The sequence below is a fragment of the Azospirillum sp. UENF 112521 genome, assembly GCF_058780665.1.
The window spans coordinates 542,412-561,535 of the sequence record NZ_JBSNCI010000002.1 but is presented as its reverse complement, the minus strand read 5'-3'; the positions used below and the strand labels follow the sequence as shown (position 1 = coordinate 561,535).

19 protein-coding genes are annotated in these 19,124 nt (G+C 68.4%); 10 read left to right on the top strand and 9 right to left on the bottom strand.

The window, feature by feature from the left end; genetic code table 11:
- Positions 1–183 precede the first annotated feature (183 nt).
- Positions 184–909, top strand: a complete 726-nt coding sequence (locus ACWPN8_RS04905) for an HAD family hydrolase (RefSeq protein ID WP_492240059.1) — start codon at positions 184–186, stop codon at positions 907–909.
- Positions 910–921: 12 nt separating this feature from the next.
- A complete protein-coding gene (locus tag ACWPN8_RS04900; protein WP_492240058.1) occupies positions 922–1,284 on the top strand; it encodes a cupin domain-containing protein in 363 nt (120 codons plus the stop codon).
- 2 nt (positions 1,285–1,286) lie between these two features.
- Here ACWPN8_RS04900 and ACWPN8_RS04895 read toward each other — a convergent pair whose 3' ends face one another.
- The 3 genes from ACWPN8_RS04895 to ACWPN8_RS04885 form a co-directional block, all read right to left on the bottom strand.
- Entirely contained in the window at positions 1,287–1,520 is a 234-nt protein-coding gene (locus ACWPN8_RS04895; protein WP_109452145.1) for a hypothetical protein, read from the bottom strand.
- 118 nt (positions 1,521–1,638) lie between these two features.
- Positions 1,639–3,141: a tripartite tricarboxylate transporter permease gene (locus tag ACWPN8_RS04890; RefSeq protein WP_376958371.1), complete on the bottom strand. Its 1,503-nt coding sequence runs from the start codon at positions 3,139–3,141 to the stop codon at positions 1,639–1,641.
- A complete protein-coding gene (locus ACWPN8_RS04885) occupies positions 3,138–3,614 on the bottom strand; it encodes a tripartite tricarboxylate transporter TctB family protein (protein WP_109452147.1) in 477 nt (158 codons plus the stop codon). The genes ACWPN8_RS04890 and ACWPN8_RS04885 overlap by 4 nt, the downstream gene beginning before the upstream one ends.
- 214 nt (positions 3,615–3,828) lie before the next feature.
- Between ACWPN8_RS04885 and ACWPN8_RS04880 the strand changes: the two genes are divergently transcribed.
- Together ACWPN8_RS04880 and ACWPN8_RS04875 are read left to right on the top strand one after the other, a co-directional pair.
- The gene (locus ACWPN8_RS04880; protein ID WP_146208108.1) at positions 3,829–4,023 is read left to right on the top strand and encodes a hypothetical protein; all 195 of its coding nucleotides are present in this window, start codon (positions 3,829–3,831) and stop codon (positions 4,021–4,023) included.
- A complete protein-coding gene (locus ACWPN8_RS04875) occupies positions 4,020–5,024 on the top strand; it encodes a tripartite tricarboxylate transporter substrate binding protein (RefSeq protein ID WP_492240057.1) in 1,005 nt (334 codons plus the stop codon). Before ACWPN8_RS04880 ends, ACWPN8_RS04875 begins: the two co-directional genes overlap by 4 nt.
- A gap of 41 nt (positions 5,025–5,065) precedes the next feature.
- Here the strand turns inward: ACWPN8_RS04875 and queC are convergent, their stop codons facing one another.
- From queC to ACWPN8_RS04855, 4 genes are all read right to left on the bottom strand, one after another.
- A complete protein-coding gene (queC, locus tag ACWPN8_RS04870) occupies positions 5,066–5,794 on the bottom strand; it encodes a 7-cyano-7-deazaguanine synthase QueC (RefSeq protein WP_109452151.1) in 729 nt (242 codons plus the stop codon).
- A gap of 85 nt (positions 5,795–5,879) precedes the next feature.
- Entirely contained in the window at positions 5,880–7,796 is a 1,917-nt protein-coding gene (locus tag ACWPN8_RS04865; RefSeq protein ID WP_492240056.1) for a PAS domain S-box protein, read from the bottom strand.
- A gap of 133 nt (positions 7,797–7,929) precedes the next feature.
- A complete protein-coding gene (locus ACWPN8_RS04860) occupies positions 7,930–8,745 on the bottom strand; it encodes an alpha/beta fold hydrolase (RefSeq protein WP_492240055.1) in 816 nt (271 codons plus the stop codon).
- A gap of 10 nt (positions 8,746–8,755) precedes the next feature.
- Positions 8,756–10,081 carry an O-acetylhomoserine aminocarboxypropyltransferase gene (locus tag ACWPN8_RS04855; RefSeq protein ID WP_492240054.1) on the bottom strand — a complete coding sequence of 442 codons (1,326 nt, stop codon included), beginning with the start codon at positions 10,079–10,081 and terminating at the stop codon, positions 8,756–8,758.
- 301 nt (positions 10,082–10,382) lie between these two features.
- Here ACWPN8_RS04855 and ACWPN8_RS04850 point away from each other — a divergent pair, with 301 nt between their 5' ends.
- From ACWPN8_RS04850 to ACWPN8_RS04840, 3 genes are all read left to right on the top strand, one after another.
- Positions 10,383–11,441 (top strand): iron ABC transporter substrate-binding protein, encoded by a 1,059-nt coding sequence (locus ACWPN8_RS04850; RefSeq protein WP_492240053.1) that lies wholly within the window; start codon positions 10,383–10,385, stop codon positions 11,439–11,441.
- A gap of 227 nt (positions 11,442–11,668) precedes the next feature.
- The gene (locus tag ACWPN8_RS04845; protein WP_247873342.1) at positions 11,669–13,150 is read left to right on the top strand and encodes an ABC transporter permease; all 1,482 of its coding nucleotides are present in this window, start codon (positions 11,669–11,671) and stop codon (positions 13,148–13,150) included.
- On the top strand, positions 13,147–14,241 hold the full coding sequence (locus tag ACWPN8_RS04840) for an ABC transporter ATP-binding protein (protein WP_492240052.1): 1,095 nt from the start codon (positions 13,147–13,149) through the stop codon (positions 14,239–14,241). Before ACWPN8_RS04845 ends, ACWPN8_RS04840 begins: the two co-directional genes overlap by 4 nt.
- Before the next feature lie 28 nt (positions 14,242–14,269).
- Here the strand turns inward: ACWPN8_RS04840 and ACWPN8_RS04835 are convergent, their stop codons facing one another.
- Positions 14,270–15,433: a carboxylate-amine ligase gene (locus ACWPN8_RS04835; RefSeq protein ID WP_492240051.1), complete on the bottom strand. Its 1,164-nt coding sequence runs from the start codon at positions 15,431–15,433 to the stop codon at positions 14,270–14,272.
- Between the two features lie 18 nt (positions 15,434–15,451).
- Positions 15,452–16,309 carry an N-formylglutamate amidohydrolase gene (locus ACWPN8_RS04830; protein ID WP_492240050.1) on the bottom strand — a complete coding sequence of 286 codons (858 nt, stop codon included), beginning with the start codon at positions 16,307–16,309 and terminating at the stop codon, positions 15,452–15,454.
- A 120-nt stretch (positions 16,310–16,429) separates the two neighbouring features.
- Here ACWPN8_RS04830 and ACWPN8_RS04825 point away from each other — a divergent pair, with 120 nt between their 5' ends.
- The 3 genes from ACWPN8_RS04825 to ACWPN8_RS04815 all read left to right on the top strand — a co-directional run bounded on the left by ACWPN8_RS04825 (position 16,430) and on the right by ACWPN8_RS04815 (position 19,102).
- Positions 16,430–17,134: a tudor domain-containing protein gene (locus ACWPN8_RS04825; protein ID WP_492240049.1), complete on the top strand. Its 705-nt coding sequence runs from the start codon at positions 16,430–16,432 to the stop codon at positions 17,132–17,134.
- Between the two features lie 113 nt (positions 17,135–17,247).
- Entirely contained in the window at positions 17,248–18,165 is a 918-nt protein-coding gene (locus ACWPN8_RS04820) for a DMT family transporter (protein WP_492240048.1), read from the top strand.
- 163 nt (positions 18,166–18,328) lie between these two features.
- Positions 18,329–19,102 (top strand): FadR/GntR family transcriptional regulator, encoded by a 774-nt coding sequence (locus tag ACWPN8_RS04815; RefSeq protein ID WP_492240047.1) that lies wholly within the window; start codon positions 18,329–18,331, stop codon positions 19,100–19,102.
- Positions 19,103–19,124: the final 22 nt, after the last annotated feature.

The following is a 19,124-nucleotide window of genomic DNA, read 5'->3' as shown; positions in this document are numbered from 1 at the left end:
GGCAGCGAAGAACTCGCCATGGAATGTCACCGATCTGTGGCAAAATCGTCATTGCGGATACTTACCGTTCGCTAGACGGACAATAAAGGACCTCCACATCGGCACCCCCTGGACAAGGCAGACCGACTTGGGCCATGTATTGTTTTACTTACGGATCAATCCTGCGGACCAGTGGACAGGCTCATGAGCAGCATCCCCAGCCCCGCCGGCACCCCCGCCGGCCAGCAGTTCGAGACCATCGGCTTCGATGGCGACGACACGCTCTGGCACAATGAATCGCTGTTTTCGATGACGCAGGACCGCTTCCGCGCCCTGCTCGCCCACGCCGCCGACCCGACCGACCTGGACCGCCGCCTGCTGGAGGCGGAGCGGGCGAACCTCGGGGTCTATGGCTATGGCATCAAGGGCTTCGTGCTGTCGATGATCGAGACGGCGATCGCCGTCACCGACGGCCATGTCCCCGCCCGCGACCTGCAGAGCCTGATCGACTTCGGCAAGGCGATGCTGGAGCATCCGGTGGAGTTGCTGCCCGGCGTGAAGGAGGTGGTGGAAACGCTGGCCGGCCGTCACCGGCTGGTGCTGATCACCAAGGGCGACCTGTTCGACCAGGAAAGCAAGATCGCGCGCTCCGGTCTGTCGGACCTGTTCCAGGCGGTGGAGATCGTCAGCGAGAAGGACCCGGCCACCTACCGCCGGGTGATGGACCGCCACGGCATCGACCCGGCCCGCTTCCTGATGGTCGGCAACTCGGTGCGTTCCGACATCCTGCCGGTGCTGGCGACCGGCGCCCATGCCGTCCATATCCCCTATGCCATCACCTGGGCCCATGAAGAGGCCGAGGTGCCGGATGAACATTACCGCCGGCTGGGGTCGGTTCGCGACTTGCCGGCATTGCTGGCCGACTGGTAAGGAGCCCTGACGATGACCCTGCCCATCCCCCTGTCGCTCCTGGCCGACCTCGACGGCATCACCCCCGAAACGGGCGCACCGGCAGCCGAGCGCATCCTGTCGGGCGCGCCGGTCTTCACCAGTTGGAACGGCTACGAGTTGCCCGATGGCAAGCGGTTCGCCGGCACATGGCGGTCGACGCCCGGCTCCTGGCGCATCGTCTATGACGAGTGGGAATATTGCGAGATTCTGGAAGGCGAAAGCATCGTCGCCCATGACGATGGCCGGTCATGGACCTTGAAGGCCGGGGACCGTTTCGTCATCGAACCGGGATTCCAGGGAAGCTGGACGGTGATCGCGGCCACCACAAAGCGCTATGTGGTGATCCTGCCCTGACCCTAACCGGTGATCTCGACGGACTGCTGGACGGTGTTGTGGCTGAGGATGGTGACGGCCTTGCGCCCGATCTCCACCGCCAGCACGCCCAGGACGAGGATGGAGGCAACCAGCATCAGGCGGGCGATGTCGCGGGACCAGACGCGTTTGCGGGCATTGGCCCGGCGATGTGCGCGGAGTACCGCCTGAGCGGCACGGCCGGGCAGACGCTGTCCCATCCAGGCGGTGGCGGCCATGATGCGCTCCCTCACCATTCCCAACAATCGATATGCTTTTATATAAAATTTTATCTTGTTCGGCAAGAGACGAGTCCCGCAGCGGATTGCCGCAGGACTCACCCCGCAGAGGCGACGCTTACTCCTTGAAGGCCACCTCGCGCTGGCGGCGGAAGGCCGGCAGCAGGATCAGGGCCAGCAGGCCGGCGGCCACCGCCATCAGGCCGGCGCTGATCGGCCGGGACACGAAGATGCCCAGGTCGCCATGCGACAGCAGCATCGCCCGGCTGAGATTCTCCTCCAGCAGCGGGCCGAGGACGAAGCCGAGCAGCAGCGGCGCCGGTTCGCAGTCCAGCTTTTTCAGCACATACCCGAACAGGCCGAAGCCGGCCATCATCACCACGTCGAAGACGTCGTTGCGCAGGCTGTAGGTGCCGATGCAGCAGAAGACCAGGATGGCGGGAAACAGGTAGGCGTAGGGAACGCGCAACAGCCGCACCCAGATGCCGATCAGCGGCAGGTTCAGCACCACCAGCATGATGTTGCCGACCAACATGCTGGCGATCATGCCCCAGAACAGGTCGGGCTGCTTGGTCATGATCTGCGGGCCCGGTGTGATGCCGTGGATCATCATCGCGCCGATCATCAGCGCCATCACCGCGTTGGACGGAATGCCGAGGCTGAGCATCGGGATGAAGCTGGCCTGGGCGCCGGCATTGTTGGCGGCCTCCGGCCCGGCGACACCCTGGATGGCGCCCTTGCCGAAGGCAGCCGGATCCCGCGCCACCTTCTTTTCCAGCGCATAGGAGGAAAAGGCGCTCAGCGTCGCCCCGCCGCCCGGCAGGATGCCGAGGAAGGCGCCGAGAGCCGTGCCGCGCACCGCCGCCGGCCAGGCGTCCTTGAAGTCCTGCCAGCTCGGCCACAGCCGGTGGATCGGCGAGGGCTCGATGCCGCGCCCCTCCGTCTCCTCCAGGTTGATGATGATGTCGGCCAGACCGAATAGCCCCATGGCGAGCGGCACGAAGTCCAGCCCGTCGTAAAGCTGCGGGATGTCGAAGGTGAAGCGCATCTGGCCGGAATTGACGTCGGTGCCGACCATCGACAGCAGCAACCCGATCAGGATCATCGCCACCGCCTTGACGACGGAGCCGTGGGCGAGGATCACCGCACCAATCAGCCCGACCAGCATCAGCGCCACATATTCCGACGGACCAAAGGCCAGCGCCACCCCGGCAAGCGGCGGACCGGCGACGGCGATGACCAGCGTGGTGACGATGCCGGCGAACAGCGAGGCCAGTGCCGCGGTCGCCAGCGCCACGCCGCCGCGGCCCTGGCGCGCCATGGCGTTGCCATCCAGGCAGGTCATGACGGACGAGGATTCGCCCGGCAGCTTCACCAGGATGGCGGTGGTCGAGCCGCCATACTGGGCGCCGTAGAAGATGCCGGCCAGCATGATCAGCGCGCCGACCGGTGGCAGGTAGAAAGTGATCGGCAGCAACAGCGCCACCGTCGCCGTCGGCCCCAGCCCCGGCAGAACGCCGATCAGCGTGCCGATCAGGGCGCCGAGGAAGCAGTAGAGCAGGTTCATCGGCTCGACCGACACGCCCAGCCCGAGCCAGAGATTGGCGAAGACGTCCATCATGGCCAGATCTGGAGCGGCAGGCCCAGTCCCCAGGAGAAGATAGCGACGCAGGCGGAGGCCAGCGTGGCCCACAATGCGGTGAAGGGACCCGGGCGCAGCGGCCGGCCGGCCAGCCCGCCGATCCCGATCAGCGCCAGGATGGCGAGCACCAGTCCCAGCTTGTCGAGCAGGGCGGCGAAGGCCACCACCGCGACGGTGATGGCGACCGACGGCCTCCATGCCCAGGCCAATGCCGCCGGCGCATCGGCGGTCAGGGCGCGAAACATCGTCGCGAGCCCCGACAACAGCAGGAAATAGCAGACGAGCCGCGGGAAGAAGCCGGCCTGCATCAGGGCCAGCGACCCGGCCTCCCAATTGCGCGCCAGCCACAGGCCGCCGAGTGCGATGGCGGCGAGCAGCAGCCCGGCCGCCAGGTCCTGGGGCGATCTCAGCCGGAAGGCAGCCGGCCGTGGCGATCTCAGGGTATGTGTCATTGGATGGATGTCCGCTCTCTCAGGCACGCAACGGCGAGTAGGCCGGGTGCAGCGCTCTCGCTTCGTGGAACGAGTTCATCGGACGAGGGGCACGGGAGGGAGCGGGCCCGCGCCCAACCGGGCGCAGTCCACACTGGCCGTTCCGAACCCTCGGCACCCGAATCCGCGGGTTGCATTATCGTCGCGCAGCGCATCTCCGTCGAGTGTCATATGCATGACGTTGCGCGCTTTAATTCGCGATAAAAGGAAATTTTCAAACTTTATCCGCGGCATTTCGCGCGGAGACACCCTTTTCGATATCAATAAATTTAGCCAATACACGCACAAGCGACGGCGTGTGGATGCGGGTGCCGAGGCGAGCGGAGCCGGCGCCGGCCCCATCGGCACGAAAGAAGGGATGGAGCGATGACAGCAGCGACCCGATTACTGCGCATGGCCGGCGGCCGTGCCGCATCCCTTTTCGGCACGGCACTCGCGGCGCTGGTTCTGTGCGCTGCGGCCGCCCCGATGGCGCAGGCCGCCTATCCGGAGAAGCCGATCACCATGATCGTGGCCTATGGGGCCGGCGGATCGACCGACGTGACGGCCCGCATGCTGGCGCCCTACATCGAGCGGTATCTGGGAGGCGCCCGGATCGTCATCCTGAACCGTCCCGGCGCCGGCGGGGAAATCGGCTTCGCCGCCATCGCCGACGCCGTGCCCGACGGCTACACCATCGGCTTCATCAACACGCCGAACCTCATCACCATCCCGATCGAACGGCAGGCGCGCTACGGCCTGGATCGGCTGGATCCGCTGGTGAACATCGTCGACGACCCCGGCGTGATGACCGTCCGCGCCGACAGCCCGTTCCGCTCGGTCGCAGACGTGGTCGCCCAGGCCAAGTCCAATCCCCGCGCTCTCACCGTCGGTTCGACCGGCATCGGCTCCGACGACCATCTCGCCATGCTCCTGCTGGAACGGCAGGCCGGGGTTCACCTCACCCATGTGCCCTTTCCCGGCAGCGCCGAGAATTACCGGGCGATGCTGGGCCAGCACATCCAGATCTGCGACCAGAATCTGGGCGAGGGGCTGCGTGGACTCGCCGGTGGCGATCCGGTGCGGATGCTGGGCGTGATGAGCCGATCGCGCTGGGACATGGCACCCGACCTGCCGACCTTCCGCGAGCAGGGCTATGCCATCGACATGGTGTCGATGCGCGGCATCGGTGCTCCGAAAGGCCTGCCGCCGGAGATCCGCCGCCCCCTGATCGAGGCGATCACCAAGGCCGCCATGGATCCGGAATTCCAGGCCAAGGCGCGCGAGACCTTCCAGCCGCTGCGCATCGTCGGCCCCGACGCCTTCACCGCCGAGTTGATGCAGCTGGACGGCGAGTTCCGCAGCCTGTGGACCGAGATGCCCTGGAAGTGACGGCCTGGATATAAGAACCGATCGCGAAACGATCTCTTCTGTTACGCATTCATTCCGGTATCGTAACGGATCGGATCGGTCATTCCGGCTTCGGAAAAGCCCTTGAGACGCAGCAGGCAGCTGTCACAGGCGCCACAGGACAACCCCTCCGGCGTCGGATCGTAGCAGGAGTGGGTGAGGCTGTAGTCCACCCCCAGCTCCAGCCCGCGGCGGACGATGGCGGCCTTGTCCAGCGTCATCAGCGGTGCATGGATCCTGAAGCGGCTGGTGCCTTCGACCCCGGCCTTGGTGGCGAGGTTGGCGAGTGTTTCAAACGCCGCGATGTATTCGGGCCGGCAGTCGGGATAGCCGGAGTAATCCAGCGCATTGACGCCGATGAACAGGTCGGATGCTCCCAGCGTCTCCGCCCAGGCCAGCGCAAAGGACAGGAAGACGGTGTTGCGCGCCGGGACATAGGTGACGGGGATGCCCTCGCCCAGCCCGGCCTGCAGATCGGCGGTGCTGTCGTGCTTCGGCACGGCGATGGAGTCGGTCAGGGCCGAGCCGCCGAAGGCGCGCAGGTCGATGTCGGCGATCACATGCCGCTCCACCCCCATCGCCGCGACCACCCGCCGCGCCGCTTCCAGTTCCACCGAATGGCGCTGGCCGTAACGGAAGCTGAGCGCATTGACCCGGTAGCCCTCGGCCTTGGCGATGGCGAGCACCGTCGTCGAGTCGAGCCCGCCGCTGACCAGCACCACCGCGTCCCTGACACCGTTCCGATCCGCCATCGCACACCTGCCTTTCCGAAACCGTCCACCGACAAGGCGGACATCCCGCGACAGCTTCTGGCACATCCGGGCGGCACAGGCCAGATCAGGACATCGACGCCAGCAACTCCGCGATGGTCATGATGCGCGAGGGCGGCAGCCGGATGGTGGCGGTGCAGCCCTGCCCCGGCGCGCTGTCCAACGTCAGCGTGCCGCCATGCGCCTCCACCAGACGCAGCGCCAGCGGCAGGCCGAGACCGATGCCTTCGTGACGGCGGGTGACGGTCTGGTCGATCTGGCCGAAGGGGGTGAGCGCCTGCGCGACGTCCTCCTGCCGCATGCCGACGCCACGGTCGCACACCGACAGCTCCACCCAACCATCGGCGGCGAGCCCTGCGGACAGGCTGACCGGACCACCCGGATGACTGAACTTGATGGCGTTGGACAGCAGGTTCCCCAAGGCCTGCCCGAGGCGGCGGTCGTCGCCGCGAATCGGCGGCAGGTCGCCGTCGGCCATCACCTCGACCGTCACGCCCTGACGGGTCGCATGGAAGCGCAGATCCGCCACCGCGCGCTCGATCAACGCCGACAGGTTCACCGATCCTTCGACCAGCGACAACCCGCCGGCATCGACGCGCGCCATATCGAGGATGTCGTCGATGATCGCCAGAAGCTGTTCGCCGGCCTGCCGGATCGCCCCGACGCAGTCAGCCATTAAGTCATTCTGCCGCCCGCCCGCCGCGGCAGTCCCGGCTTGCGTCTCCAACAGTTGGGAGAAGCCGATCACCGCGTTCAGCGGGGTGCGCAACTCGTGGCTCATCGTCGCAATGAAGGTCGATTTCGCCTGGTCCCCGGCCTCCGCCGCCTCTTTGGCTGCCAGAAGCTCGGCTTCGACCCGCCGACGCTCGGTCACGTCGCGAAGAATGGCGGTGTAGAGCCGCCGCCCCTCCACCTCGCTGGCGCTGACCGACAGCTCGACAGGAAAGCGGGTGCCGTCGGCACGTTCCGCCTCCGCCGCACGGTCGCGGGCGACCAGGGCGGTGGTCTGGCCGGGAGCGAACTCCAGCCGGATGCCGCCCTCCTCCCTCAAATCGGCCAGCGGGATCAGGCGGTCGAGCGGGCGCCACAGCAGGTCGCCCGCCGCAACGCCGAACATCGCCTCCGCCGCACGGTTGAAGCTGAGCAGCACGCCCGCCTCGTCGACGGTCAGGATCGCATCGGCGGCGGTGTCGAGAACCGCCTCGTTGCGCGCCTCCGACAGGCGGAGCGCGTTGGCGGTGAGCACATATTCGCTGACGTCGGTGATGGTGGCGATGGTGCCGCCATCCTCCAGGCGGATGCGCTGGCACAGCACCCGGCGGTCGGCCCCCGTCCCGTCCGGATCGTGGAAGCGGAAATCGGTCGTCGCGGCATCGCAGCCCGAGTCCAGCCGCCAATCCGCCGCCACCCGCTCCCGGTCCTCCGGATGCACGGCATCGAGCCAGCCCCTGCCGAGCAGCCGGTCGGGCTCCAGCCCGGTGATCCCGGCCAGACGGGCATTGGCGAACTGCACCTGCCCTGTGGAATCGGCCTGCAGAATGCCGACCGGCACCGCCTCCGCCAGGGTGCGGTAACGCGCCTCGCTGGCGCGCAGCCGCTCCGACAGGGCGATGTGGTCGCTGATGTCGCGGATGTTCAGCACCAGCCCGCCGATGGCCGGGTCGGCTAGCTCGTTGCGGGTGGTGACCTCCAGCCAGCGCCAGCCGCCATCGGCATGGCGGAAGCGGAAAACGGCGCGGCCGCTGCTGCCCGCGGGAGCGTTCACGCGGAGTTGCAGCCTGTGCTGCGCCTCCTCCACATCGTCGGGGTGGATATGCTCGCCGAGCGATGCGCCGGCCAGCGCCTCCGGCGGATAGCCCAGCAGGTCGCCCGCGAACTCGCCGATGTGGCGCACGCGCCCGTCCGGCGACAGCACAGCGACAAGCTCGCGGCGATCCTGGAACAGGCCGCCGATCCTGAGTTCCCTGGACAGGCCATCCTGCAAGACGACACCCCCGACCCTGATGCGGACAGCGGGATTGCGCTCGATCCCGCCGTCCGCAGGGTAATCAGAGGGCGTTAACGGTTCATGTCAGGATCAACCCCACTCCGGGTGCATGATTTCCGCGTTGAAACCCCTATCCCCGCCGCAGGGACAGGAAGGAAGCCAAGGCTTCCAGCACCGAATCGGGGGACTCGGTCATCACCATATGCCCGGTCTGCGGCAGGACGACGACCTGCGATGTCTTGACGCGGGCCGCCAGCGACCGTCCGGCCTTCGCCGGGGTCATCTTGTCGAGCGCCCCCAGCAGGAACAGCGCCGGACAGGCGACCATCGCCGCGGCATCGGCCCCCTGCCCATAGTCGTTGCAGGCGGCGAGGTCGACGCCCAGCACGCCCGGACGCACCGAATCCATCAGCCGGCGCCCGCCGGGGATCAGCGCCAGCCCCGGCGTCGGGCAGCCGCCGCCCTGGGCACCGCCATGGCCGCGCGGGCCGGAGCCCCAGCCGATCACCATCTCGATGGCCGACTGTTCGCCGGCATGGGCCGCGGCCAGCAGGTCCGGATGGACCGGCATCCGCTCCGCCACGCCCAGCAATGCCACCGCCTCGACCCGGCCTCCATGGCGAGCGGCGGCGTCCAGCGCCACCAGCGCGCCCATGGAGTGGCCGACCAGCGCCGCCCGCTCCAGCCCGGCGGCGTCCAGCAGGGCGATCACCCAGTCGGCGATGGCGGCGATGCTGTCCAGCGGCCCGCCGCCGGAACGGCCATGGCCGGGCAGATCGACCGCCAGGACGGAGCGGCCATGGTGGGCGAGATAGCGGCTTTGCAGGCTCCACACGCTGTGGTCCATGCCGGCGCCGTGGATCAGCACGACAGCCGGACGGGCGGGGTCGATGTCCCGGCCGCCGGTGTGGATGAAGACGGGGTTTCCGTTGACGGTCAGCTGCATGGCGCGGCCCTCAGCCCTTGGTGGCGGCGCGCAGCGCCTGCTTCAGATCGTCGATCAGGTCTTCGCAATCCTCCAGCCCGATGGACAGGCGGATCATGTCCTCCCCCACCCCGGAGGCCTTGAGCGCCTCGGCATCGAGCTGGGCGTGGGTGGTGCTGGCCGGATGGATCACCAGCGACTTGGCGTCGCCGACATTGGCGAGGTGCGAGAACAGCGTCAGCAACTCGATGAAGCGCCGTCCGGCCTCGCGGCCGCCGCCCTGCGCGCCGGCCCGGATGCCGAAGGAGATGATCGAACCGGCGCCATGCGGCAGCAGCCGGGCGGCCAGAGCATGGTCGGGATGATCGACCAGTTCCGGGTAGGAGACCCAGGCGACCGCCCCCTTCTCCGAATTCAGCTCCCCTTCCAGGAAGCACACGACCTTGCGGGCGTTGTGGATGTGGCACTTCATCCGCAGCGGCAGCGTCTCCACGCCCTGCAGGATCTGGAAGGCGTTCATCGGGCTCATGCAGGCGCCGAAGTCGCGCAAACCCTCGGCACGGGCACGGGCGATGAAGGCGGCCGGGCCGTATTCCTCGGCGAAATCGATGCCGTGATAGCCGGCATAGGGCTCGGTCAGGGTCGGGAACTTGCCCGATGCCTCCCAGTCGAAGCGGCCGCCATCGATCACCACGCCGCCGATGGCGGTGCCATGCCCGCTCAGCCACTTGGTGCAGGAATGCATGACCAGATCGGCGCCATGCTCGAACGGCCGGCAGAGATAGGGGGTGGTGAAGGTCGAATCGATCAGCAGCGGGATCCCGGCCTCATGGGCGATGGCCGCGACCTTCGGCACGTCCAGCACCTCCAGCCCCGGATTGCCCAGCACCTCGCCGAAGACCAGCCGGGTCTCATCACGGATCGCGGCGCGGATGCCGTCGAAGTCGCGCGGATGGACGAAGGTGGTGGTGATGCCGAAGCGCGGCAGGGTATACGCCAGCAGGTTGCGGCTGCCGCCATAGATGGAGGAGGAGGCGACGATGTGCCCGCCCGCCCCCATCAGCGTCATGATGGCGAGCGTCAGCGCCGCCTGTCCGCTGGCGGTGCAGACCGCGCCCACCCCGCCTTCCAGCGTCGCCAGCCGCTCCTCCAGCACCGCGACGGTGGGGTTGGAGATGCGCGAATAGATGTGGCCGGGCCGCTCCAGGTTGAAGAGCGCCGCCGCCTGATCGACGTCGCTGAAGACGTAGGAGGAGGTCAGGTGGATCGGAACCGCCCGTGCCCCGGTGGCCGGATCGGGCTTCTGCCCCGCATGCAGGCTCTGCGTATCGAACTTCAGGAACTTGGCGCCCGCCATGCTCCCCCTCCCCTCGAAGTTGGCACCGAAAATTAAAAGAGGGCCGCCTGCGATGGAGCGGCCCTCTTTGCTTTTCAGCGTCTTATTTGCCAGCCCTGTTCAACCCGCATTCCTGCGGCATCGACGGTGCGGAATCGTATGGAGACGTGACGCGCGCGTCAAGGTGGTTGGATCGACGAAAAAGCCAGTCGTTGGACAAGTTTACGCGAATGAGAACAAGTTGCAACAAGTGGCGGGAGGGACTAAAAGGCGGCGATGGCTTGGTCCCTCGAGGCCCGGCCTGTCCGAAGAAGAGGTTGGAATGAAGATCTCCCGCTCCCGGTTCGTCCGGTCGCTCGCCCTCGCCTCCGCTCTCGCCGCCCTGCCGGTCGTGGCCCTCACCGGCACCGCCTCGGCGCAGACGGCCCCCACCCAGGCGACGCCGAGTGCCGATGGCATCACGGTCTACAACGCCCAGCACGCCAGCCTGACCAAGGAGTGGGTGGAGCGCTTCACCCGCGAGACCGGCATCAAGGTGACCGTGCGCAACGGCAGCGACATGGAGCTTGGGAACCAGATCGTGCAGGAGGGCGCCGCCTCCCCCGCCGACGTGTTCCTGACGGAGAATTCGCCGGCGATGGCCCTGGTCGACAATGCCGGGCTGTTCGCGCCGCTCGGCGCCGAGACGCTGGCCCCGGTGCCCGAGAGCTTCCGCCCGGCCAACGGCCATTGGGTCGGCATCGCCGCCCGCTCCACCGTCTTCGCCTACAACACCGGCAAGCTGACGCAGGACAAGCTGCCGAAGTCGCTGCTCGACCTCGCCAACCCGGAGTGGAAGGGCCGCTGGGCCGCCTCGCCCGCCGGTGCCGACTTCCAGGCCATCGTCGGCGCGCTCCTTCAGCTGAAAGGCGAGGCGGCCACCGCCTCCTGGCTGAAGGCGATGAAGGAGAACGCCAAGCCCTACCGCGGCAACAGCGTCGCCATGAAGGCGGTGAATGCCGGCGAGGTCGAGGGCGCGGTGATCTACCATTATTACTACATCGGCGATCAGGCCCGCACCGGCGGCGAGAACAGCAAGAACGTCGCCCTGCATTATTTCCGCAACGGCGATCCCGGCGCGTTCGTCAGCATCTCCGGCGCCGGCATGCTGGCATCCAGCAAGAACAAGCGCGAGGCCGAGGCCTTCGTGAAGTTCCTGACCGGCAAGGGCGGGCAGGAAGTGCTGCGCGACGGCAATTCTTATGAATATGCCGTTGCCAGCGGCATCGCGTCCAATGCCAAGCTGGAGCCGCTGGACAAGCTGCAGGCGCCGAAGGTCAAGCCGGAGGCTCTCAACAACAAGGCCGTCACCGACTTGATGACTGCGGCCGGCCTGCTGTAATCCAATCTGCCGTCGCCCGCGGCATCGAACCCGCGGGCGGCGGCAGTTCAGGCCCGTCCATCCGGACGGACCCGGAGCCGGTTCCGGAGTTCACCGTCATCGCTCTTCACCCACACTCTTCCCAGCCGCAGGCGGACCGCGACCGCCCCACGCTTCATGCCGCGGCCTCCCTCGTCACCGCACGCCGTCCCAAGCAGGCGGCACTGCCGGTCCTGGCCGTCACCTCTGTGGTCGCGGCACTTGCGCTGATGCCGCTCGCCTTCGTCGTCTGGATCACCTTCCAGACCGGATGGGACACGGTGGTCGAGCTGGTGTTCCGCCGCCGGGTCGGCGAGCTGCTGGTGAACACGCTGCTGCTGGTGCTGTTGACCCTGCCGCTTTCCATCCTGGTGGCGGTCACGCTGGCTTGGTTGACCGAGCGCTCCGACCTGCCGGGACGGCGGTTCTGGGCCTGGCTGGCGGTGGCGCCGCTGGCGGTCCCCGCCTTCGTCCACAGCTATGCCTGGGTCACCGTCGCCCCCGGCCTGCACGGGCTGGCGGCAGCGGTGCTGGTCTCGGTGCTCGCCTACTCCCCGTTCCTCTATTTGCCGGTCGCCGCCCAGCTGCGCCGGCTCGATCCGACGATGGAGGACGTCGCCGCCTCGCTCGGCCACGGACCATGGCGGGTTTTCCTGACGGTGGTGCTGCCCCAGCTGCGGCTGGCCGTCTGCGGCGGTTCGCTGCTGATCGGCCTGCATCTGCTGGCCGAATACGGCCTCTACGTCATGATCCAGTTCGACACCTTCACCACCGCCATCGTCGACCAGTTCCAGTCGGCCTACAACGGCCCGGCGGCGAACATGCTGGCCGGCGTGCTCGTGCTGCTCTGCATGGGGCTGATGGGCGGCGAGGTGCTGCTGCGCGGCCACGAACGCTACGCCCGTGTCGGCAGCGGCGCCGCAAGACGGGCGGCACCGGTCGAACTCGGCCGCGCGACCCTGCCTTGCCTGCTGATCCCGCTGCTGTTCGCCGCACTCTCGCTCGGCGTCCCGCTGCTGACGCTCGGCCGCTGGCTGGCCATCGGCGGTTCCCGCATCTGGCAGGGCGCCGACATCGGCGGCGCCATCGTCCAGACCGTCGCCCTGGCGCTGGCCGGCGCGCTGCTGACCACGCTGGCCGCCGCACCGATGGCCTGGCTGTCGGTGCGTGCGCCCGGCCGGCTCCAGCGTCTTCTGGAAGCCTGCCATTATTATGTCGGCTCGCTGCCGGGCGTGGTCGTCGCCCTGTCGCTGGTGACGATCACCGTGCGGGTCGCGCTGCCGCTCTACCAAACCGTCGGCACGGTGCTGCTGGCCTACCTGCTGCTGTTCCTGCCGCGGGCCCTGGTCGGGCTGAGGGCCAGCCTCGCCCAGGCGCCGGTCGAGCTGGAGCGGGCGGCCATGGCGCTTGGCCGCACACCGTTGCAGGCGGTGCGCCAGATCACCTTCCGGCTCGCCGCCCCCGGTGCGGCGGCCAGCATGGCGATGGTGGCGCTCGGCATCACCAACGAGCTGACGGCGACCCTGATGCTCGCCCCCAGCGGCACGCGCACGCTGGCCACCGAATTCTGGTCGCTGACCAGCGAGATCGACTATGCGGGGGCTGCCCCCTATGCGGTGATGATGGTCGCCGCATCGCTGCCGATGACGATCCTTCTCCACATCCAATCGAAACGGGCCGCCGGACGATGAGCTTCCTTCAGGTTCAGGGACTGGGAAAACGGTATGGCAACGCGGTGGCGCTGGAGGATGTCGACCTCTCGGTGCATGCCGGCAGCCGCACCGCCATCGTCGGACGTTCCGGCTCGGGAAAGACCACGCTTCTGCGCATCGTCGCCGGCTTCGAGTCCGCCGACAGCGGCCGTATCCTGCTCGACGGGCACCCGCTGGTGGATGGCGCCGGAATCGTGCCGGCCCACCGTCGCGGCATCGGCTATGTGCCGCAGGACGGCGCGCTGTTCCCCCATCTCAGCATCGCCGACAACATCGGCTTCGGGCTGGAGCGCGGCGATGCCGGCCGGCGGAGCCGCATCCTCGAACTGCTGGATGCGGTGGAACTCGATCCGCAGATGCTGGAGCGCCGGCCGCACGAACTGTCCGGCGGCCAGCAGCAGCGCGTCGCGCTCGCCCGCGCGCTCGCCCGCAAGCCGGCGCTGATGCTGCTGGACGAGCCCTTCTCGGCGCTCGACACCGGCTTGCGCAACTCCCTGCGCCGCACCGTCGCCCGGGTGCTCTGCGAAGCCGGGATCGCGACGATCCTCGTCACCCACGACCAGGCCGAAGCGCTGTCCTTCGCCGATCAGGTGGCGGTGATGCGCGAAGGCCGCTTGACGCAGGTCGGCTCGCCCCAGGAGCTGTACCGGCGGCCGCGCGACCGCGAGACGGCGGCGTTCCTCGGCGATGCGATCATTCTGCCGGCGGACGTCGAAAACGGCTGGGCGAGCTGCAGTCTCGGCCGGCTGGCGGTGAGCGCCGGTTCCCGGCGCGGCGCGGCCGAGATCATGTTGCGCCCCGAACAGCTCCGGCTGGTGGTGGACGACCGCGACGCCCCGCCGAACACCCCGCCGAAGGCCGGGGAGAGCGGTGCGGAAAGCTGGGGGCGGGTCATCGACGTCGAGTTCGGCGGCTCCGTCTGCAAGGTCGCGGTGGCGCTCGGCACTGTGCCGGGGCAGCGCAACCCGCTGCTCCTGCGCCATTCCAGCCTGGATTTGCCGAGGATCGGCAGCCGCGTCCGCATCCATGTCGAGGGCGAGGCGCATATCTTCGACACGCCCCTGCGCTGACAACTCCGTGGACGCCGGGGGGGCGGGATCAGGCGGTGACGCCCGTCGGTGACGGCTCGTCCCGCACCCCCACCATCGTCTCCTCCACCAGCCAGTCCACCACCCGCCGCAAAGCCTCGTCCTCGCTGGCGCCGTCGGCGAGCGCCGCCTGGAAGATCTCGATCTGCCGGTGTGCGCTGGTGCCGCGCTTCAGAATTTCACGTGCCCGCCCGACCTCGGCGGTGCAGCCGAAATGCTCGGCATCCTCGCGGGTCAGGTCGATGATTTCGTCCAGCAGGTCGGCGTAGGGCACGATGCGGCCCTGCCCGAAATCGACCAGCCCGCTGTCCAGGCCGTAGCGCTGGGCGCGCCAGCGGTTTTCCTCGATCAGCAGGTTCTTGTAGGGCCGCCACGTCACATTGCGCAGCTTCAGCCGCCACAGCATGCGCAGCAGGCAGCGATACAGCGCCGCCACCGTCACCGCATCGTCCAGCCGGGTGCAGATGTCGGTGATGCGCATCTCCAGCGTCGGGAAGCGCGAGGACGGGCGGATGTCCCACCACAGCTTGCTGGCATCCTCGATCACCCCGGCATTCACCAGAACCGCGACGTGGCTCTGATACTCGCCATAGCTCTGGAAGCTGGCGGGCATGCCGGTGCGCGGCAGCTCGTGCCAAACGCTGAGCCGGTAGGAGCGGCGCTCCATGTCGCGCCCGCGCCAGAAGGGCGAGGAGGTCGACAGCGCCAGCAGGTGCGGCAGGAAATAGCGGACCTGATTCATCAGGTCGATGCGCAGGTCGTCGTCTTCGATCCCGACATGCACATGCATGCCGCAGATCATCAGCCGGCGGGCCGGCGCACCGAGGTCGCGGGCCAGCATGTTGTAGCGGTCGCGGTTGGTGTGCTTCTGCGGCTCCCATGCGGCGAAGGGGTGGGTCGAGGCGGCGATCGGCGCCAGCCCGTAGCGGTCGGCCACCCCGGCCACCGTGCCGCGCAGCGCCGCCAACTCGGCCCGCGCCTCGTCCAGCGTCTTGCAGACCGGCGTTCCCACCTCGATCTGGCAGCGCAGGAATTCCGGATGGATGCGGCCGGGCGCCTGTTCCTGGCAGGCTTCCAGCATCTCGTCCGGCGGGCTGGTCACGATGTCGCGCGTGCCGCGGTCGACCAGCAGATATTCCTCTTCCAGGCCGAGGGTGAAGGACGGTTCGGTCACGGTGCTTTCCATGCGGTGTCAGGCCCGGGGATAATGGTGGACGACCGTCAGCGACGGCAGGGAGAGCAGAGGGTCCAGCGCGTCGCCGATCACCTGCGCCCAGAGATCGGCGCCCTCCGGCGTGGCGATCAGGTCCTGCCGCACCTCAAGCAGGACATTGGGGTAGCCGGCGGGGGTCGCATGGGTCTCCACCGTGCCGCCCAGCGTGCCGCGGCCGGAATAGGGCTGGTTGTCGCCGACGCACCAGCGGCCGTCGGCCTTCAGCGCGTCGATCAGCGGCACCGGCAGGCGCGGATCGTTGTCCCACAGAACGCCGATGTGCCAGGGCCGCGCCACCCCGCGCATGGCCGGGGTGAAGCTGTGCACCGAAACCAGCACCGGCACCTGCCCACGGGCGCGGATCGCTGCGACCGCCGCCGCGACCGCGGCGTGGTAGGGCTTGAACAGCGCCTCCACCCGCTGCGCCTGGGCCTCGGCATCGAGCGCACGGTTGCCGGGGATCACCACGTCGTCGCTGACCACCGGGATGGCGGTCGGATCCTCAAGCGCCCGGTTCGGATCGATCACCAGCCGGGAGAATCCGGAGAGCACCGCGGTGGCGCCGAACCGCTCCGCCAGCCGCCGCGTCACCTCGGCCGCGCCGATGTCGTAGGCGATGTGGCGGCAGAGCTGCTCCTCCGGCAGACCGAGGTCGGCCAGCGACCGCGGGACCGCGCGGGAGGCGTGGTCGCACAGCAGCAGCAGCGGTCCGCCGGCATCCGGGTTCAGCGTGGTCGCCGGCGGCGGATCGCCGGGTCCCAGCAGCGGAACGGCACTGCGCGGTGCCGGCGCGGGGGCGGTGACGGGCTGGCGATGTTCGGAAGGTGATGTGGCCATATGCCACACTAACGCAACCGCGACACCGGGCGGAAGCGCGGCCGATGGTGGTAGCCCGAACGGCAAGATGCTAGGCTGTCCTTCCCTCTCCCGCGCGAACCCACCCGGAAGACGACCCGCATGCTTCGCCTGCTTTCCCTCTGCCTTGCCGTGATGGCGCTGCTCAGCGCTTGCGGACCCGTTTACGAGACGCAGTACAGCCTCGTCCCGCCAAGCTCGGCCGAAGGTCGGCTCTGCGTCAACCAGTGCCAGCAGAACCGCAACTACTGCCGCCAGAATTGCGGCATGTCGCAGCAGGCCTGCGTGAACGAGGCGCGGTCGCGCGCCCTCTACGACTATCAGGCCTACGTCAACCGCCAGCAGGCGGAGAAGAAGCCGATCAAGAAGTCGGTGGGTGATTTCGACCGCTCCTATTCCTGCGGCAACAGCAGTTGCGAAGCGCGCTGCGAATCCGACTATCGCGACTGCTTCGGCGGAAGCTGCGGCGGGCAGGTGGTCGCCAAGCGCGTCTGCACCGCCTTCTGCGACCAGGAAAAGCCGGCGCCCGCCGCGCCGATGCTGAGCCCGGTGCCGCCGGGCGGCGTTCAGGCGCCGATGATGCAGGCGCCGATGGGGGCCGCTCCGATGTCCAACAATGGTGGCTATGCCGCCGGTTCGTCGCTGTGCCAGCCCGGCATGCGGGTGTCCGTGGAATGGAAAGGCGACTGGTATCCGGCCACCGTCAAGGACCATCCCCGCAAGGACGGCCGTTGCCCGGTGCACTATGACGATTTCGGTTCGGACGACGACGAGTCGGTCGCGCTGCGCCGCATCCGTCCGCGCTGATCCGCGGTTTTTCCCATCGCCGCCGGCAGCCTTCGGGAGAGTCCCGGGGGCGCACGGCAGCCATGACTTGCGTCCCGCTGGCCCGGCAACCGGGCGGCCGTTATAAGCGGTCCATGCCAGACGCCAGTGCCTTCCCCGTCGACCATGCCTACCGGACCCAGCGCATCGCCCTGATCGCGCTGCTGGTCGGCGCCTTGGGCATCGCCTTTGCCCCCATCTTCGTCCGGCTGTCGGAGGTCGGACCGGTCGCCACCGGCTTCTGGCGGACCGCACTGGCGATGCCAGCACTGGGGCTGTGGATGGCCGCCGAGTCGCGGCAGCACGGCGGGCGCTCCAGCCGCCGCCCCTCCTCGGTCTCCGACTATGCCCGCCTGTCGCTGGCCGGCCTGTTCTTCGCCGGCGACCTTGCGATCTGGCACACGTCGATTCGCTTCACTTCGGTCGCCAACTCGACGCTGCTGGCGAACTTCGCCCCGCTCTACGTGGCGCCGGCCGCCTGGTTCCTGTTCAAGGAGCGGATCACCCGCCGTTTCGTCATGGGCATGCTGCTGGCACTGGCGGGCGCCATCGTGCTGATGGGGGAGAGCTTCCAACTCGATGCCGATCATCTGTTCGGCGATGGGCTGGCCCTGCTCACCGCCGCCTTCTATGCCGGCTACATCCTGTCGGTCGGGCGGCTGCGCGCGGAATTCTCCACCGCCACCATCATGACCTGGAGCGGCGCGATATCCGCCTTGGTGCTGTTGCCGATCGGCCTGTATGACGGCGAGCCGATGCTGCCGGCGAGCGCGTCCGGCTGGGCGGTGCTGGCGGGGCTTGCCCTGTTCAGCCACGCCTGCGGCCAGAGCCTGATCGCCTACGCCCTGGCGCATCTGCCGGCGTCCTTCTCTTCGGTCAGCCTGCTGCTTCAGCCGGCAGCGGCAGCCATCCTCGCCTGGATTCTCCTGAGCGAGCCTCTGGGCCCGTTGCAGGCACTGGGTGCCGCAGTGATCCTGGCGGGCATCCTGCTGGCCCGCCCCGGCGGCCGCTGACCCCCAGGTCCGGGCGGTTGCCCATCGCCATCGCCGCCATAGTTTTCCATCCCGTGGGCAAGGCGCCGCAGCGCGACGGTCGGGCATTGACCGCACCCGCAGGGACCGTTACCGGTATGACCATCCAGCAATGAACCGCCTTCCGACCAAAGGGGAACAACCCGTGCCCGGCACCGACGACAGCGCTCACGTCCCCTCCTCTTCCCAGCGCATTTCGGAGTGGGTGGCGCAACAGCTCCTCGACCGCATTGCGCGGGGCGAGCTGGTGCCGGGGGAACGTCTGCCGGGCGAGCGCCAGCTGGCTGAACAGCTGCATGTCAGCCGGGTTTCCGTTCGCGCCGCGCTGCAGAAGTTGAAGACGCAGGGCTTCCTGACCGCAGTCCAGGGCGGCGGCACCCGTGTCGTCTCCTCGGCCGGTGTAATGGACGGGGCATTGACCGCCATGGTCCGCAGCACCCACCAGAACCTGTGCGACCTTGTCGAAATCCGCATGGCACTGGAGAGCTGGGCCGCCCGCCGCGCCGCGGAGCGCGCGACGCCGGAGCAAATCGACACCATCGGCCGCATTTTGGCGGCGATGACCGAGACCAACCGCGACGGCGGTCGCGCTGCCGACGACATGGATTTCCACGTCGCTGTCGCCCAGGCGTCGGGCAGTCCGGTCTACCTCCATCTGCTGTCGACCATCCGCGACATCCTCGGCAACATGGTCGAGATGAAGCACACGGAACCCTTCATGGAAAACCATGAAGCGCTGATGATCGAGCATCACCGTGCCATCCATCAGGCCCTCGCCCGCCGCGACCCGGACGGCGCCGCGAACGCCGTCACCGCTCATCTCGGCTGGATCCTGGCGCGCTACCGCACGATGTCCGACCATTCCGCCGGCGGCACCGACAGCGCGACCGACGCCTCGCCCTCCCCCAGCGCCGGCTGACACCGGCAGCCCGCTCCAAAGA